Source organism: Streptomyces sp. NPDC002776 (genome assembly GCF_053592195.1).
The window spans coordinates 80,607-95,742 of sequence record NZ_JBSFVG010000017.1; the positions used below are offsets into that span (position 1 = coordinate 80,607).

14 protein-coding genes are annotated in these 15,136 nt (G+C 73.2%); 7 read left to right on the forward strand and 7 right to left on the reverse strand.

Translation table 11 applies throughout. From position 1 onward, the window contains the following. Nucleotides 1–13: 13 nt before the first annotated feature. From ACWD11_RS28640 to ACWD11_RS28655, 4 genes are all read right to left on the reverse strand, one after another. Nucleotides 14–1,282 carry an MBL fold metallo-hydrolase gene (locus tag ACWD11_RS28640; protein WP_451286507.1) on the reverse strand — a complete coding sequence of 423 codons (1,269 nt, stop codon included), beginning with the start codon at nucleotides 1,280–1,282 and terminating at the stop codon, nucleotides 14–16. Continuing rightward, nucleotides 1,165–2,412, reverse strand: a complete 1,248-nt coding sequence (locus tag ACWD11_RS28645; protein WP_451286423.1) for an aminotransferase class I/II-fold pyridoxal phosphate-dependent enzyme — start codon at nucleotides 2,410–2,412, stop codon at nucleotides 1,165–1,167. The genes ACWD11_RS28640 and ACWD11_RS28645 overlap by 118 nt, the downstream gene beginning before the upstream one ends. Nucleotides 2,413–2,446: 34 nt before the next feature. Next, nucleotides 2,447–3,121: a hypothetical protein gene (locus tag ACWD11_RS28650; RefSeq protein WP_389420778.1), complete on the reverse strand. Its 675-nt coding sequence runs from the start codon at nucleotides 3,119–3,121 to the stop codon at nucleotides 2,447–2,449. 161 nt (nucleotides 3,122–3,282) lie between these two features. Beyond that, a complete protein-coding gene (locus ACWD11_RS28655) occupies nucleotides 3,283–4,074 on the reverse strand; it encodes an RNA polymerase sigma factor SigF (RefSeq protein WP_451286425.1) in 792 nt (263 codons plus the stop codon). Nucleotides 4,075–4,318: 244 nt separating this feature from the next. Between ACWD11_RS28655 and ACWD11_RS28660 the strand changes: the two genes are divergently transcribed. The 5 genes from ACWD11_RS28660 to ACWD11_RS28680 all read left to right on the forward strand — a co-directional run bounded on the left by ACWD11_RS28660 (nucleotide 4,319) and on the right by ACWD11_RS28680 (nucleotide 9,938). After that, nucleotides 4,319–6,112: a thiamine pyrophosphate-requiring protein gene (locus ACWD11_RS28660; protein ID WP_389420776.1), complete on the forward strand. Its 1,794-nt coding sequence runs from the start codon at nucleotides 4,319–4,321 to the stop codon at nucleotides 6,110–6,112. Between the two features lie 236 nt (nucleotides 6,113–6,348). Beyond that, the gene (locus tag ACWD11_RS28665; RefSeq protein WP_451286427.1) at nucleotides 6,349–6,723 is read left to right on the forward strand and encodes a DUF2795 domain-containing protein; all 375 of its coding nucleotides are present in this window, start codon (nucleotides 6,349–6,351) and stop codon (nucleotides 6,721–6,723) included. A gap of 17 nt (nucleotides 6,724–6,740) precedes the next feature. Further along, entirely contained in the window at nucleotides 6,741–7,160 is a 420-nt protein-coding gene (locus tag ACWD11_RS28670) for a CBS domain-containing protein (RefSeq protein ID WP_451286429.1), read from the forward strand. A 139-nt stretch (nucleotides 7,161–7,299) separates the two neighbouring features. After that, nucleotides 7,300–7,842 (forward strand): type 1 glutamine amidotransferase domain-containing protein, encoded by a 543-nt coding sequence (locus tag ACWD11_RS28675; protein WP_389420773.1) that lies wholly within the window; start codon nucleotides 7,300–7,302, stop codon nucleotides 7,840–7,842. Continuing rightward, the gene (locus ACWD11_RS28680; RefSeq protein WP_389420772.1) at nucleotides 7,842–9,938 is read left to right on the forward strand and encodes a catalase; all 2,097 of its coding nucleotides are present in this window, start codon (nucleotides 7,842–7,844) and stop codon (nucleotides 9,936–9,938) included. Before ACWD11_RS28675 ends, ACWD11_RS28680 begins: the two co-directional genes overlap by 1 nt. Nucleotides 9,939–9,953: 15 nt before the next feature. Here ACWD11_RS28680 and ACWD11_RS28685 read toward each other — a convergent pair whose 3' ends face one another. The 3 genes from ACWD11_RS28685 to ACWD11_RS28695 form a co-directional block, all read right to left on the reverse strand. Further along, nucleotides 9,954–10,202 carry a DUF6158 family protein gene (locus tag ACWD11_RS28685; RefSeq protein ID WP_389420771.1) on the reverse strand — a complete coding sequence of 83 codons (249 nt, stop codon included), beginning with the start codon at nucleotides 10,200–10,202 and terminating at the stop codon, nucleotides 9,954–9,956. A 122-nt stretch (nucleotides 10,203–10,324) separates the two neighbouring features. Next, nucleotides 10,325–11,944 carry an ABC-F family ATP-binding cassette domain-containing protein gene (locus ACWD11_RS28690; protein ID WP_451286431.1) on the reverse strand — a complete coding sequence of 540 codons (1,620 nt, stop codon included), beginning with the start codon at nucleotides 11,942–11,944 and terminating at the stop codon, nucleotides 10,325–10,327. Nucleotides 11,945–11,986: 42 nt separating this feature from the next. Beyond that, nucleotides 11,987–12,643, reverse strand: coding sequence for a histidine phosphatase family protein (locus tag ACWD11_RS28695; protein ID WP_389420769.1), 657 nt, complete (start codon nucleotides 12,641–12,643; stop codon nucleotides 11,987–11,989). Between the two features lie 61 nt (nucleotides 12,644–12,704). Between ACWD11_RS28695 and ACWD11_RS28700 the strand changes: the two genes are divergently transcribed. After that, a complete protein-coding gene (locus tag ACWD11_RS28700; RefSeq protein WP_451286434.1) occupies nucleotides 12,705–14,198 on the forward strand; it encodes a phosphatase PAP2 family protein in 1,494 nt (497 codons plus the stop codon). A 90-nt stretch (nucleotides 14,199–14,288) separates the two neighbouring features. After that, nucleotides 14,289–15,110 (forward strand): class I SAM-dependent methyltransferase, encoded by an 822-nt coding sequence (locus tag ACWD11_RS28705; RefSeq protein WP_451286436.1) that lies wholly within the window; start codon nucleotides 14,289–14,291, stop codon nucleotides 15,108–15,110. Nucleotides 15,111–15,136 lie beyond the last annotated feature (26 nt).

Here is a 15,136-nt window from a genome sequence, read left to right on the forward strand (position 1 = left end):
CAGTCACCGCCGGTCACCGGTCCTCCAGTACCCGCGACGCACCGACGGGCAGGTCCCACAGGTCCTCCCTGGGCAGCCCCGCCGCCTGCCACGCCGCCCGCACCCTGGTGAGCGGCTCCAGGACCGGCTCCGCGGACAGGACGAACGTGCCCCAGTGCATGGGGGCCATCCTGCGCGCTCCCAGGTCCTGCACGGCCCGCACCGCTTCCTCCGGGTCGCAGTGGACGTCGCTGAGCCACCAGCGCGGGTCGTAGGCGCCGACCGGCATCAGGGCGAGGTCGATCCCGGGGTGGCGCTGGCCGATGCGGGCGAACCAGTGGCCGTAGCCGGTGTCGCCCGCGAAGTACACGCGCCGGCCGTCCGGGGCCGTGAGGACCCAGCCGCCCCACAGACTGCGGCAGGTGTCGGTGAGGCTGCGCTTGGACCAGTGGTGGGCCGGGACGAAGTCGAAGCGCACGCCGTCCAGTTCGGCCGCCTCCCACCAGTCCAGTTCGGTGACGCGGGTGAAGCGGCGGCGGTGGAACCAGCGGGCGAGGCCGGCCGGCGCGAACACCGGTGTGTCGCGCGGGAGCCGGCGCAGGGTGGGGGCGTCCAGATGGTCGTAGTGGTTGTGGCTGATGACGACCGCGTCCACGCGCGGCAGGGCGTCCCAGTCGATGCCGACCGGGGTGATCCGGGCGGGCGTGCCGATGATGCGGCGGGACCAGACCGGGTCGGTGAGGACGGTGAGCCCGCCGATCCGGACCACCCAACTGGCGTGTCCGGCCCAGGAGACGGCGACCGTGCGGGCGTCGACGCTCGGCAGCGGGCCGGGTTCGAAGGGCAGCAGCGGGAGGTCGGCGAGGCCCTCCCGGCCGGGTCGGACGGCGCCCTCGCGGGCGAACCGGGCCATGGCCTTCAGGCCGGGCAGCGGGGCGGTCAGCCGGTCGTGGAAGGTACGCGGCCACACCCGGCGCTCGCCCAGCGGGCGGGGTTCGGCGAGCGGCGGAAACGGTGCCGTGGAGGCGGGGTGACGGGCTGCCCCTTCCAACTCGGCTGCCCCTTCCGGCTCGGCCACCCTTTCCTGCTCGGCTCCCCCTTCCCGCTCGGCTCCCTTTTCCCGCTCAGCTGACCTTTCCCGCTCGGCTGCCCCTTCTTTTTCCCGGGTGGTCTCGGACTGCTGCGTCATCGAGCGGGCTCCCCTCGCCGGGCGTCGTCGCGGAGATCGTCGAAGACCGATGTCACACGGCTCAACGCCCGTCGCACATGCGGCAGTTCCCAGGGCGCGGGGGATCCGAGGCAGGCCGCGCGTTCCTCGTCCGTGGCGCCGAGCAGGTCCCCGGTGGACAGCCGTACGCGCGGCGCCCCGAGGTCGTCGCCGAAACGGTGGCCGCCCGGCGCGGGCAGGCCGAGGCGGGCGGTCAGGAAGTCCTCCAGGTCCTGGGCGTCCCCTACTCCGTGCACGCTCAGTGTGGGGCGCAGCGGGCCGAGGTCGACGTAGAGGTGGCGGCCGGCCTGCGGGGGAAGGGCGAGGGCTCCCGCCCCGACGACGGCCGCGTGCAGGTCGGCGGCCAGGTGCGTGTGCAGGGCCACGGCGGCCGCCCGGCGGGCGAGGACCGGTTCGGGTTCGGTCAGCGCGTATCCGGCCGCGGCGGCGACCGGACCGGCGACGCGGGCGCCCATCGCGGTGAGCACGTCGAGCACGCGCGCGTGCAGGTCCGCGCCGACCTCGTCCGAGGGGAACCGGGCGATCGCGGCCGGCCAGCCGGGCGGCAGCAGGGCTCCGGCCAGGTCGGTGACGACGGTGACCCGTTCCGGCAGCATCTCGGCGGGGCTGAGCAGCACGGTGTCGTACGGGAGGTGCCGGGTGTCGCGCCAGGTCTCGTCGCTGACCAGGTGCAGTCCCTCGCCCGCGGCGGCCTCGACGGTCTCGTGCAGCAGCTCGGGCGGCGCCACGGTGGCGGTGGGGTCGTCGGCGACGGACAGCACCAGCAGGCGGGGGTCGCCGCCCTCGGCGCGGACCCGGCGCACGGTCTCCAGCAGGGCGTACGGGTCGGGCACCCCGCCGCACTCGGCCGGGGTGGCGACATGGAAGACGGGTCGTCCCAGCAGCCGGGCGTACGGCCCCCACCAGGCCGCGCAGGGCCGGGGCACCAGGACGTCACCGCCGAGCGCGGCGGTCAGCGCGAGCAGCAGGGCGGGGGCGCCGGGGGCGGCGACCACCCGGTCGGGCACGGCGGGCAGACCACGCCGGTCCCAGTGGCCGCAGGCGGCGTCGAGCAGGGCCCCGCCGCCTCCGACGGGTTCGCTCTCCGGGCGGGCGGCGGCAGCGGCGAGCTCGGCGGACAGCTCGGGCAGCACGGGCAGCCCGTCCCCGGGCAGCGGCGGCCCGTACCGGACGGGGCCGTGGCTCTCGGGAACGCTCCGCGCCACCTGGACTCCCTCCTGGTACGTACACGGTACGAGATCAGCTGTCGGCACCTCTTCCCGTGCGGCGCAGCCGGTACACGGCACCGCCCAGCGCTCCCGCGATCAGCACGCCGCCGGCCACCAGGGCGGGGACGGAGTCGGTGAACGTACCGCCCTCGCCGGCGCGTACCCCGCGCTGGACGACCGCGGGCGGGCAGGACGCGCGGTGTCCGCCGGTCACGCACGGGTGAGGGGTGACGGCCGTCGGGGGGCAGGACGGGGTGTGGTGCTCGGTGGGGCACGGCCGCGGGGCGGTGGGGCCGCCCTTGGCGACGGTGAAGGTGGCGCTCCACTGCTTCCCCTGGCCGCCGGGGGCGGCGGGGCAGGTTCCCTCGACGGTCCAGGCGGTGTCGGGGCCCAGCGGTTCGACTCCGCCTTCGAGTTCCTCGGCGGAGGCGATCCGGGCGGTGCCGCGGTAGGCGGCCCCGTCGTCGCCGGTGGCTTTGTGCAGGGCGACGGTCTCCTCCTCGAAGGCCAGCGAGGTGGCGTCGAGGGTGGCGGGCGCGGGGCCGCCGGTGGGGTCGCAGGTGACCGAGACGGTGATGCTTCCGCCGGGATGCGCGGTGGCCGGGCTGACCTCCGCGGCCGGTTCCGCGAAGGCCGAGGAGGCGGCGAAGCCCAGGAGGACACCCCCCAGGGCGAGGGCGGACAGGACACGGACTCTGCGGCGCATGGTGCGGGCTCCTCGCGCGGATGGCTGCGGGACACGCAGACACGTGTCCCGCAGCCATCACAGCCCGCCCGGGGGCCGGCCGCGCGCGGCGTCCGCCGTTAGCGGGACGCGAGGCGGCCGTGCGGGTGAAAACCGAGGGAAAGCTTTGCCCGCCGGTAGGTCTAGGCCGCGTCCCGGAGGATCTGTTCCCGGACGCGTCCGCAGCACCGGCTGATCAGCCGGGACACGTGCATCTGCGAGATGCCCAGCTCCTCGGCGATCCGGCTCTGCGTCATGTCCCCGAAGAACCGCATGTACAGAATCGCCCGCTCCCGCTCCGGCAGTGCGGCGAGCCGCGGTTTCACGGCCTCCCGGTCCACCACCGTGTCCAGGGCGGGATCCGCGGAGCCGAGCGCGTCGCTCAGGGAGTACCCGTCCTCACTGCCGGGCAGTTCCGCGTCCAGGGACAGCGCCGTGAAGCTCTCCAGCGCCTCGAGGCCGGCCCGGACGTCGGCCTCGCTCATGTCGGCGTGTTCCGCGATCTCGGCCACCGAGGGGTTGCGCCCGGAGACGGTCTGCAGGTCCTGCACGGCGAAGCGCACCCGGTTGCGCAGGTCCTGGACCCGGCGCGGCACGTGCAGCGTCCACATGTGGTCCCGGAAGTGCCGCTTGATCTCGCCGGTGATGGTCGGCACGGCGTAGCTCTCGAACGCGTTGCCGCGCTCGGGGTCGTACCGGTCGACGGCCTTGACCAGGCCGAGGGCCGCGACCTGACGCAGATCCTCGTAGCTCTCGCCTCGGCTGCGGAACCGTCCCGCGAGCCGGTCCGCCATCGGCAGCCAGGCCTCGACGATCCGCCCACGGAGCGCGTCGCGCTCCGGACCCGCCGGCAGCGTGCTGAGCGTGCGGAACGCCTCCGCGGTGTCGGGGGCGTCGTCGTGCGGGTGGTGCTTCGCGCTCACTCGTGTGGGCATGTGCGTCGCAACTCCCTCGTCGGTGCTCTGGGTTGGACGGTCAGCGTGGGAGCGCGCAGCGGAACCGGACGGTACGCAGCCGTGTCGACGTTCCGCCGCTCCCACGGATGTGCCTCCTGTCCGAAGCACTGGGAGTGCGCCTGCCCGTGCCCCTGTCCCGCAAACACCGGCTCAGGTTTTCGGCGGACGACCAGGGTGACTCGTAGGGATGCTGCCCATTTCATCCCGGCCGGGAGGTCCCCGTATGAGCACCAAGGTCTCCGATCACGTACTTCAGCGGCTGCGCGAGTGGGGGGTCGAGCATGTCTTCGGCTATCCCGGTGACGGCATCAACGGCCTGCTCGCGGCCTGGGGGCGGGCGGAGAACCAGCCGCGCTTCATCCAGTCCCGGCACGAGGAGATGTCGGCGCTGCAGGCCGTCGGGTACGCGAAGTTCAGTGGCCGTCTCGGGGTGTGCGTGGCGACCTCCGGGCCGGGTGCGATCCATGTGCTGAACGGCCTGTACGACGCCAAGCTGGACCATGTCCCGGTGCTGGCGATCGTCGGCCAGACGCATCGCACGGCGATGGGCGGCTCGTACCAGCAGGAAGTCGATCTGCACACCCTGTTCAAGGACGTGGCCTCGGACTTCGTGGAAACGGTGACGGTCCCCGAGCAGCTGCCGAACGTGCTGGACCGGGCGATCCGCACCGCGTACGCCCGGCGCTGCCCGACCGCGGTCATCATCCCGGGCGACGTCCAGGACCTGGACTACGAACCGCCCACGCACGAGTTCAAGATGGTGCCGTCCAGCCTGGACCGCAGTTCCTGGACGGCGCTCCCCTCGCGGGAGTCGATCGAGCGGGCCGCGGAGATCCTCAACACCGGTGACAAGGTGGCGATCCTGGTCGGCCAGGGCGCCGCCGGGGCGCGGGCCGAGGTGGAGCGGCTGGCGGAGGTGCTCGGCGCGGGTGTCGCCAAGGCGCTGCTCGGCAAGGACGTGCTGAGCGATGAACTCCCGTACGTCACCGGTTCCATCGGCCTGCTGGGCACGCGGCCGTCGTACGAGCTGATGCGGGACTGCGACACGCTGCTGACCATCGGGTCCTCCTTCCCGTACTCCCAGTTCCTGCCGGACTTCGGCGAGGCGCGGGGCGTGCAGATCGACATCGACCCGCACATGGTCGGGATGCGGTATCCGTACGAAGTAAATCTCGTCGGCGACGCGCGGGCCACCCTGGAACGCCTGATCCCGATGATCGACCCGGCGCGCGGGCGGGAGTGGTTCGACACCGTGTGCGACAACGTGACGCGCTGGCGGGACGTGCTGGAGCGGCGGGCGAAGCTGTCGGCGGACCCGATCAACCCGGAGTACGTCGCCCATGCCCTGGACCCGCTGCTGCCGGCCGACGCCATCGTCACCTCCGACGCGGGCTCGATGGCGAACTGGTACGCACGGCATCTGACGATGCGGCCCGGCATGCGCGGCTCGCTGTCCGGCACGCTCGCCACGATGGGCTGCGCGGTGCCGTACGCCATCGGCGCGAAGTTCGCGCATCCGGACCGGCCCGCGATCGCGCTGGTCGGGGACGGGGCGATGCAGATGAACGGAATGGCGGAGCTGATCACGGCGGCGAAGTACCGCGATCAGTGGCAGGATCCGCGGCTGGTGATCGGCATCTGGAACAACCAGGACCTCAACCAGGTCACCTGGGAGATGCGGGCCATGGGAGGCGCCCCGTCCTTCCTGCCCTCGCAGGAGCTCCCGGACGTGCAGTACGCCGCCTTCGCCCGTTCGCTGGGGCTGACCGGGATCCGGGTGGAGAAGCCGGAGGACGTGGAGGCCGCCTGGCGGGCCGGTCTGGAGGCGGACGGCCCGGCCGTGATCGAGTTCCTCACCGACCCCGCGGTGCCGCCGGTGCCGCCGCACGCCACCTGGGACCAGATGGAGGCCACGGCCGCGTCGATCCTGAAGGGTGACGCGGACCGCGGCTCCATGGTCAAGCAGGGATTCAAGGCAAAGATGCAGGAGTTCCTGCCGGGACGGGCGAAGAAGTAGCCTCACCCGGCTCCTTGGGCAGCAGGAGCTCCTCGTAGCGGCCCATGGCCAGCATGACGCCGAGCATGAGCAGCGGAACTATCACAGCGAGCAACACCATGGCCTGTCCTTCCCCGGGGATGAAGCGCGGGGGGCGCAGGCCGGGTCTCCCGCCGTGCACCGGGCAAACCAGGCCGGACCGTGTCGGCCGTGGCTCTTCGGGTACGCGGTGCGGACCCGAAGATCTGGAGGGAGTCATGCAGCGAGGCAGCGACCGGCTGAACGTTCACCGTGACGACGAGATGAAGCACGAACTCCAGGGCCTGCTCAGGTCCGGTCATCCGACCCGGGTCGACGAGTGGTACGACCCCGAGCCGAGCGCCGACGACGACCCGCAGGTCGCGGGCGGACCGGTGGCACCCGGCGGGGGTACGGCCTCGTTGGCGGCGGTGCGCCAGGAGCTGGCCCGGTACCTCAGTCGCAGTCTGTTCCCGGCGAGCCCGCACGAGCTGGCCGGCACCCTGCGCCGCGCCTACGCGCCCGATGCCCTGGTGGAGCCGGTGGAGCGGCTGCCGCGCGCGGAGCGCTACACCACTGTCCAGGAGCTCGCCGAAGCCCTGACCCGACGCTAGCCCCGGAGGGGAACACGATGGCCGATTTCGTCAGGGACGTGATGACCGCCGGAGTGGTCGCCGTCCGCCCGGACGCCTCACTGGCCGAGGCGGCGCAGCTGATGCGCGACCAGGACATCGGTGATGTGCTGGTGGCCGACGGCCAGCGGATCGTGGGCGTGCTCACCGACCGTGACATCACCGTGCGGGCGGTCGCCGAGGGCGTCGACCCGCTGACGGCGAGCGTGAGGTCGGTGTGTACGCCCGATCCCCTGGTGGTCGCCCCGCAGGACCCGGTGGCGGCCGCGGTCGCCCTGATGCGGCAGCACGCCGTGCGCCGGCTGCCGGTCGTCGAGGACGGCCTGCCGGTCGGGGTGGTGAGCCTCGGCGACCTGGCCGAGGCGCAGGCCCCGGACTCGGCACTGGCCGACATCAGTCGCGCCACACCGGACGAGTGAGCGCGCGGTCCCTGCTGCAGGAGGGCCGGGGCGCCGGACGCCGCGGGCGCCCGCTGTCCCGGCCCGTGTGCTGCCGCGGGACCGGCGGGCGACGCCGCGCACGAGCACGCGCTAGAGGACGAAAGGAAGCTGAACCACCATGCGCATCGCATTTCTCACCGCGCCCGAGGGCGTGGAACAGGTCGAACTGACCGACCCCTGGCAGGCGGCGGTGGACGCCGGTCACGAACCCGTGCTGGTGTCGACGGAGCCGGGGAAGATCCAGGCGTTCCACCATCTCGACAAGGGCGACACCTTCCCGGTGCAGGAGGTCGTCGGTGAGACCACGGCCGACTCCTTCGAGGGCCTCGTCCTGCCCGGCGGCGTCGCCAACCCGGACTTCCTGCGGATGGACGAGCAGGCCGTCGCCTTCGTCGCCGCCTTCTTCGAGCGGGGCCTGCCGGTCGCCGCGATCTGTCACGCGCCGTGGACGCTGGTCGAGGCGGACGTCGTGCGGGGCCGGGTGCTCACCTCCTGGCCGAGCCTGCGCACCGACATCCGCAACGCGGGCGGCACCTGGGTCGACGAGCAGGTGAAGGTGTGCGACCACGGTCCCAACAAGCTGGTCACCAGCCGTAAGCCCGACGACCTGACGGCGTTCTGCGAGACATTCCTGGACGTGTTCGCGAAGGAGGCCGCTTGATGGAGGACCGCAAGCAGCAGCAGCGCGACCGGTTCCGGGCGGACGACCCGAAGGGCGGGCCGCTCACCACCGACCAGGGCGTGCCGGTGGACCACACCGACGACTCGCTGGCCGCCGGTGAGCGCGGGCCGACCCTGATGGAGGACTTCCACTTCCGGGAGAAGCTGACCCGCTTCGACCATGAGCGGATCCCGGAGCGGGTGGTGCACGCCCGGGGCGCGGGCGCGTACGGCTACTTCGAACCGTACGAGTCCTGCGCGGAGTTCACCCGGGCGGCGTTCCTCCAGGACCCGTCCGTGCGGACGCCCGTGTTCGTGCGGTTCTCCACCGTGCAGGGCCCGAAGGGGTCGGCGGACACCGTACGGGACGTGCGCGGCTTCGCGACCAAGTTCTATACGTCCGAGGGCAATTACGACCTCGTCGGGAACAACTTCCCGGTCTTCTTCATCCAGGACGGCATCAAGTTCCCGGACTTCGTGCACGCCGTGAAGCCCGAGCCGCACAACGACATGCCGACCGGGGCGTCCGCCCACGACACCCTGTGGGACTTCGTGTCGCTGCAGCCCGAGACGCTGCACGCGATCATGTGGCTGATGTCGGACCGGGCGATCCCGCGCAGCTACCGCATGATGCAGGGCTTCGGCGTGCACACCTTCCGGTTCGTGAACGCCGAGGGCCGCGGCACGTTCGTGAAGTTCCACTGGAAGCCGCGGCTCGGTGTGCACTCGCTGGTGTGGGACGAGGCGCAGGAGTGCCAGGGCCGCGACCCGGACTTCAACCGGCGGGACCTGTGGGACGCGATCGAGGCGGGCGAGTACCCGGAGTGGGAGCTGGGCGTCCAGCTCGTGCCGGAGGAGGACGAGTTCGCCTTCGACTTCGATCTGCTGGACGCCACCAAGCTCATCCCGGAGGAGCTGGTGCCGGTGCGGCCGATCGGCCGGATGGTCCTGGACCGCAACCCGGAGAACTTCTTCGCCGAGACGGAACAGGTCGCCTTCCACACGGCCAATGTGGTCCCCGGCATCGACTTCACCAACGACCCGCTGCTGCAGGCCCGCAACTTCTCCTATCTGGACACGCAGCTGATCCGGCTCGGCGGGCCGAACTTCGCGCAGCTGCCGGTGAACCGGCCCGTGGTGCCGGTCCGCACCAACCAGCGCGACGGCTACGGCCAGAGCGCGATCCACCGGGGCACCAACTACTTCCCCAACTCCCTGGGCGGCGGCTGCCCCGCGCACGCGGGCGTGGACAGCGGCGCCTTCACGCACTACGCCGAACGCGTCGACGGCGCGAAGATCCGCCGGCGCAGCCCGAGCTTCCAGGACCACTACAGCCAGCCCGCGCTGTTCTGGCACAGCATGACGGACTGGGAGCGGCAGCACATCGTCGAGGCCTTCCGGTTCGAGCTCGGCAAGGTGGACACGATGGCCGTCCGCACCCGGACCGTGCAGGAGCTGGCCAAGGTCAACGGCGAGCTGGCGACCCAGGTGGCCCGCGGCATCGGGGTTCCGGAGCCGTCCGGGGCCGCGGAGGGCACCCCCGAGGTGCTCTCCCCCGCGCTGAGCCTTGAGGCGCTGCGGGGCGACGGCTCCCTGCGCACCCGGCGGATCGCGGCCCTGGTCACCGACGGCGTCGACGGCGACCAGCTGACGTCGGTGCGCGAGAGCCTGACCGCCGAGGGTGCGGTCGTCGAGGTGCTCGCGGCCACCGACGGCACCGTCGCCGGCGCGGACGGCGACCGGGTCCCGGTGGACCGGGCGCTGCCGACCATGGCCTCGGTGCTGTACGACGCGGTGCTGCTGCCCGGGGGCCCGGGAGGCACCCCGCCGGGCGCGGCCGATCCGGACGTCCTGCGCTTCGTGCGGGACGCCTACCGGCACGGCAAGCCGGTCGGCGCGCTCGGCTCGGGCGTGGGGATCCTGTCGTCGCTGGAGCCGGAGAGCCTCGACGTCTCCACCGAGTTCCACCGGGTGGTCGAGGATCAGGGCGTGGTGACGGACACCTCGCCGGGCACGGCGAGCGAGGAGTTCTGCCGGGCCTTCGCGGCGGCGGTGGCGGCCCACCGGTTCTGGGACCGTTCGCCGCTGCGCCGCTGAGGGGAGGCGGGCCGGTCAGGTGCCCGGGGTCGCGGCGTCGCCCGAGCCGCGGTCCCGGGCTCCTTCGCGGGTACGGCCGGAGGCGACCGGGCGGCGCGGGTTGCGGCGGAGGTATTCGCCCTCCAGCTGGGCCATGCGTTCGTTGTGGGCCCGCAGCGCGTCGTTCGAGCCGTACAGGAGGGTGTCGTGGCGCGTGCGGTGGATGGTCTCCAGCTCCTTCATGAGCTGCTGGTCGTCCAGCCGGCCGGGGTCGACTCCGGTCATGGTGTGCCCCACTCGTCTCGTCCGTGTCTGGTCCGCGGTCCGGGTACCCGCCTGGAGGGATTTCGCCCGCCTGCGTCCACTCTACGAACATCCCCGGCCCCGGGCCCGCGGGCGGGAGGGCGTCAGCGCGCCCGCTCCACCCGCCGTTCGTCCCAGACCGGCTCCGCGGTCTCCCGTACCCGGCCGTCCGTGCCGAAGACCAGATAGCGGTCGAACGCGCGCGCGAACCAGCGGTCGTGGGTCACCGCGAGAACCGTGCCCTCGAAGGCCTCCAGCCCCTCCTGGAGGGCTTCCGCCGACTCCAGGTCGAGGTTGTCGGTCGGCTCGTCCAGCAGGAGGGCGGTGACTCCCTCCAGCTCCAGCAGGAGGATCTGGAAGCGGGCCTGCTGGCCGCCGGAGAGCCGGTCGAAGGTCTGCTCGGCCTGCTGGGTCAGCTCGTAGCGGCGCAGCCGGGACATCGCCGCACCCCGGTCCTGGGCGTGTTCCTGCCAGAGGATGTCCAGCAGGGGGCGGCCCGCCAGCTCCGGATGGGCGTGCGTCTGGGCGAAGTGGCCGGGCACGACCCGCGCCCCCAGCTTCCAGGTGCCGGTGTGCGCCACCTCTTCCCCGGCGAGCAGCCGCAGGAAGTGCGACTTCCCGGAGCCGTTGGAGCCGAGCACGGCGACCCGCTCGCCGTAGAAGACCTCCAGGTCGAACGGCTTCATCAGGCCCGTGAGCTCCAGCGCCTCGCAGGTGACCGCGCGGATTCCGGTCCGGCCGCCCTTCAGGCGCATCCGGATGTCCTGCTCGCGCGGCGGCTCCGGCGGCGGGCCCGCCTCCTCGAACTTGCGCAGCCGGGTCTGGGCCGCGGCGTAGCGGGAGGCCATCTCATGGCTGACCGCGGCGGCCTGACGGAGCGTCAGCACCAGCTTCTTCAGCTGCGCGTGCTTCTCGTCCCAGCGGCGGCGCAGCTCCTCGAAGCGGGCGAACCGTTCGCGGCGGGCCTCGTGGTAGGTGGCGAAGCCGCCGCCGTGCAGCCAGGCGTCCGCGCCGGCCGGCGAGGGCTCGACCGAGACGATCTTCTCGGCGGCCCGGGCCAGCAGTTCACGGTCGTGGGAGACGAACAGGACCGTCTTGCGGGTCTCCTTCAGCCGCTCCTCCAGCCAGCGCTTGCCGGGCACGTCGAGGTAGTTGTCCGGCTCGTCGAGCAGCAGCACCTCGTCGGTGCCGCGCAGCAGCGCCTCCAGCACCAGCCGCTTCTGCTCACCGCCGGAGAGCGTGCGCACCTGCCGGAACTGCGCCTTGTCGTACGGCACGCCCAGCGCGGCCGTGGTGCACATGTCCCACAGGGTCTCCGCCTCGTACCCGCGCACCTCGGCCCAGTCGGCGAGGGCCTGCGCGTACCCGAGCTGGGCGGCCTCGTCGTCGACCGTCATGATCGCGTGCTCGGCCTCGTCGACGGCCCGCGCCGCTTCCCGGATGCGGGGCGGCGCGACCGACACGAGCAGGTCCCGTACGGTCGTCTCGTCCCGTACCGACCCCACGAACTGGCGCATCACCCCGAGGCCGCCACTGACCGTGACCGAGCCGCCGTGCGGCTTCAGCTCACCGGAGATCAGCCGCAGCAGGGTCGTCTTGCCCGCGCCGTTCGGGCCGACCAGGGCCATCACGGACCCTTCGCCCACCCGGAAGGACACATCGCCCAGCAGCGCCCTCCCGTCGGGGAGGTGATACTCCAGGTGCGCGGCTTCCAGATGTCCCATGAGGTGGCATTCTGCGGGTCCGCCGCCGGATGCGGCAAACCGTTATCCGGCGTCCGCCAGCGGCTCCCCCGCCGGACCGCCCGCGCCCGCCGGTGCCACGCTCGCGCCCGCCCACGACAGCGCCTTGAAACCGTCGGACGGCGAGCCCTCCAGGATCACCACGCCGGTGTTCGCCAGCCGGTGCTCGGCGGCGTAGGCGAGGTCGACGTTGTGCGCGCGGGCCGCCGTCCAGGTACGGATGGCAGCGCCGTGGCTGATCATCGCGACCGTGCCGGCGCCGCTGCGCGCGGCCTCCTCGACCACGGCGTCGTAGCGGGCCAGGAACTCGGTGCCGTTCTCCCCGCCGGGCATCCGCAGCTCGGTGTCCCCGGCCGCCCAGGAGAACGCCGTACGCATGTACAGCTCGCCCAGTTCCGTGTCGCCGGGCAGCATCTCCAGGTCGCCGGCGGTGATCTCCCGGATGCCGTCACGGACGGTCACCTCCAGGGCGCGGGCGGCGGCCAGCGGGGCGGCGGTGAGCTGGGTGCGCACCAGGGTGGAGGCGTACAGGGCCTCGATGTCCTCGTCGGCGAGCGCCTCGGGCAGCGCGGCGGCCTGGGCCTCGCCGAGTGCGGTCAGACCCGGTCCCGGCACGGCGGTGTCCAGCAGCCAGTCGACGTTCGTGGGGGTCTGGCCGTGGCGGACGAGGAGCAGTCGCATCGAGGGCCCTCCGGGGACGGGACCGGACAAGACACAGCCACATCAGGGTACCTGTGACCTTATGAGTCCCGATGTCGACCTCACCTTGCCGAAGCCCGGCCGCCACGCGCTGCGCGACCGGCTCCTCGCCCTCGACTCCCAGCTCTTCGAATTCGCCGCCGGGCAGCACTGGCCGGGCGCCGAGCGGGTACTGCCCCGGCTGAGCCGGAGCGCCAACCACGGCGTCCTCTGGTTCGCCGCCGGCGCCGTCATCGCGGCGAGCCGCACCCCGCGGGCCCGCCGGGCCGCCGTCCGCGGGCTCGCCTCGCTGAGCCTGGCCTCACTGACGATCAACACGCTCGGCAAGCGCTCGGTGCGCCGGCCCCGCCCGGTCCTGGACTCCGTACCGCGGGCGCGGCAGCTGAAGCGGCAGCCGATCACCACCTCGTTTCCCTCCGGCCACTCCGCCTCGGCGGCGGCCTTCGCGACCGGAGTGGCGCTGGAGTCCCCGGCCTGGGGGGCCGCGGTGGCCCCCGTCGCCTGGTCGGTGGCGCTGTCCCGGGTCTACACCGGGGTCCACTTCCCGAGCGATGTGCTGGCGGGCGCGGTGCTCGGCGCGGGCGCCGCGTACGCCGTACGGGGTCTGGTGCCGACCCGTGCCCAGCTCCGCCCGCCCGCCCGGCCGCGGGCGGAGGTGCCGGCGCTGACCGAGGGCGAGGGCCTGGTGCTGGTGGCGAACAAGGGCTCGGGCTCCGCCGACCGGGTGCGCACCCTGCTGGACGTCCTGCCCGGCGCCGAGGTCGTGGAGTGCGAACCCGGCCAGGTGCGGCCGGAGCTGGAGAAGGCGGCGGCCCGGGCCCGGGTGCTCGGGGTGTGCGGCGGCGACGGCACGGTGAACACCGCCGCCGAGGTCGCCCTGCGGTACGGACTGCCGCTCGCGGTCCTGCCCGGCGGCACCCTCAACCACTTCGCCTACGACCTGGGCGTGGAGGACGTGCGCGATCTGACCCATGCCCTGGTGAACGGACAGGCCGTGCGGGTGGACCTGGGCCGGTTCCGGTGCGGCGCGCGGGAGGGCGTGTTCGTCAACACGTGCAGCCTGGGCGTCTATCCGGAGCTGGTGCGCGAGCGGGACCGCTGGTCGCCCCGGATCGGCGGCTGGCCGGCCGGGGTGCTGGCCGCGCTGCGGGTCCTGCGGACCGACGGACATCCGCTGGAGGCGCAGATCGGCACCAGCACCCGGCCGCTGTGGCTGCTGTTCGCCGGGAACGGCACCTACCACCGGATGGGCCTGGCCCCCGGCCGCCGGGTCGACCTCGCCGACGGGGTGCTGGACGTGCGGGTCGTGCACGGCGGCCGCCGCCCCGCGGCCCGGCTGCTGGCGGCCGCCGTCGCCGGGCCGCTGACCCGCTCCCCCGCCCACGCGGCGGTCCAGGTCGGCCGGCTGCGCCTGTCCGGCGTCGCCCCCGGTTCGCTCCTCGCCTACGACGGTGAAGTGACCGAGGTGGAGGGCGAGGTGACGCTGGAGAAGCTGCCGGAGGCGCTGACCGTGTACCGGCCGCTGCCCGAGAGCTGACCACCCGTCATTCCACTATTCAAAACGCGGGTCTCATCATTCGACATGCGGGCGTACCGTGGCGCCACCACGACGAAACGAGGGGAACGCATGTCGAAGCCGCGGGAGACCGCCGTGTACACCCATGGGCACCATGAGTCGGTGCTGCGCTCGCACACCTGGCGCACCGCCGCCAACTCCGCTGCCTACCTGCTGGGTTCGCTCGAACCGCACATGCGGATCCTGGACATCGGCTGCGGGCCCGGCACCATCACCGCCGATCTCGCGGCACTGGTGCCGGACGGCCGGGTCACCGGGGTGGACCGGGCGCCGGGGGTGCTGGAACAGGCCCGGGCCACCGCCACCGAACGGGGCCTGGACAACGTCGACTTCGCGGTCGCCGACGTGCACGCGCTGGACTTCCCGGACGACACCTTCTGCGTGGTCCACGCCCACCAGGTGCTCCAGCACGTCGGCGACCCGGTGCGGGCGCTGCGCGAGATGACCCGGGTGACCCGGCCCGGCGGGCTCATCGCGGTCCGCGACTCGGACTACGCGGCGATGACCTGGTACCCGGCGTCCCCGGGGATGGACGACTGGCTGGATCTGTACCGGCGGGTGGCCCGCGCCAACGGCGGCGAGCCGGACGCGGGGCGGCGGCTGAAGTCCTGGGCGCTGGCGGCGGGGCTGCGCGACATCACGGCCACCTCGGACACCTGGACCTTCGCGTCCGCCGAGGAGCGGGCCTGGTGGAGCGGGCTGTGGGCCGACCGGACGCTGGCCTCGGCCTATGCCGAGCGGGCCGTGGAGGGCGGCCACGCCACCGAAGAGCGGCTGCGCGCGGTGTCGGCGGCCTGGCGGGAGTGGGGGGAGCGGGCGGACGGCTGGTTCAGCGTGCTGCACGGCGAGATCCTGTGCCGCAAGGACAGCTGAAAGCGGCCCCGCTGCCGCCGGAGGCA

Coding starts and splice junctions, on each gene's coding strand:
- ACWD11_RS28665 (WP_451286427.1), top strand. CDS start 6,349: ATGCAGCGAGGCAGCGACCGGCTGAACGTTCACCGTGACGACGAGATG.
- ACWD11_RS28655 (WP_451286425.1), bottom strand. CDS start 4,074: ATGCCCACACGAGTGAGCGCGAAGCACCACCCGCACGACGACGCCCCC.
- ACWD11_RS28690 (WP_451286431.1), bottom strand. CDS start 11,944: ATGGGACATCTGGAAGCCGCGCACCTGGAGTATCACCTCCCCGACGGG.
- ACWD11_RS28695 (WP_389420769.1), bottom strand. CDS start 12,643: ATGCGACTGCTCCTCGTCCGCCACGGCCAGACCCCCACGAACGTCGAC.
- ACWD11_RS28670 (WP_451286429.1), top strand. CDS start 6,741: ATGGCCGATTTCGTCAGGGACGTGATGACCGCCGGAGTGGTCGCCGTC.
- ACWD11_RS28680 (WP_389420772.1), top strand. CDS start 7,842: ATGGAGGACCGCAAGCAGCAGCAGCGCGACCGGTTCCGGGCGGACGAC.
- ACWD11_RS28705 (WP_451286436.1), top strand. CDS start 14,289: ATGTCGAAGCCGCGGGAGACCGCCGTGTACACCCATGGGCACCATGAG.
- ACWD11_RS28700 (WP_451286434.1), top strand. CDS start 12,705: ATGAGTCCCGATGTCGACCTCACCTTGCCGAAGCCCGGCCGCCACGCG.
- ACWD11_RS28650 (WP_389420778.1), bottom strand. CDS start 3,121: ATGCGCCGCAGAGTCCGTGTCCTGTCCGCCCTCGCCCTGGGGGGTGTC.
- ACWD11_RS28660 (WP_389420776.1), top strand. CDS start 4,319: ATGAGCACCAAGGTCTCCGATCACGTACTTCAGCGGCTGCGCGAGTGG.
- ACWD11_RS28675 (WP_389420773.1), top strand. CDS start 7,300: ATGCGCATCGCATTTCTCACCGCGCCCGAGGGCGTGGAACAGGTCGAA.
- ACWD11_RS28685 (WP_389420771.1), bottom strand. CDS start 10,202: ATGACCGGAGTCGACCCCGGCCGGCTGGACGACCAGCAGCTCATGAAG.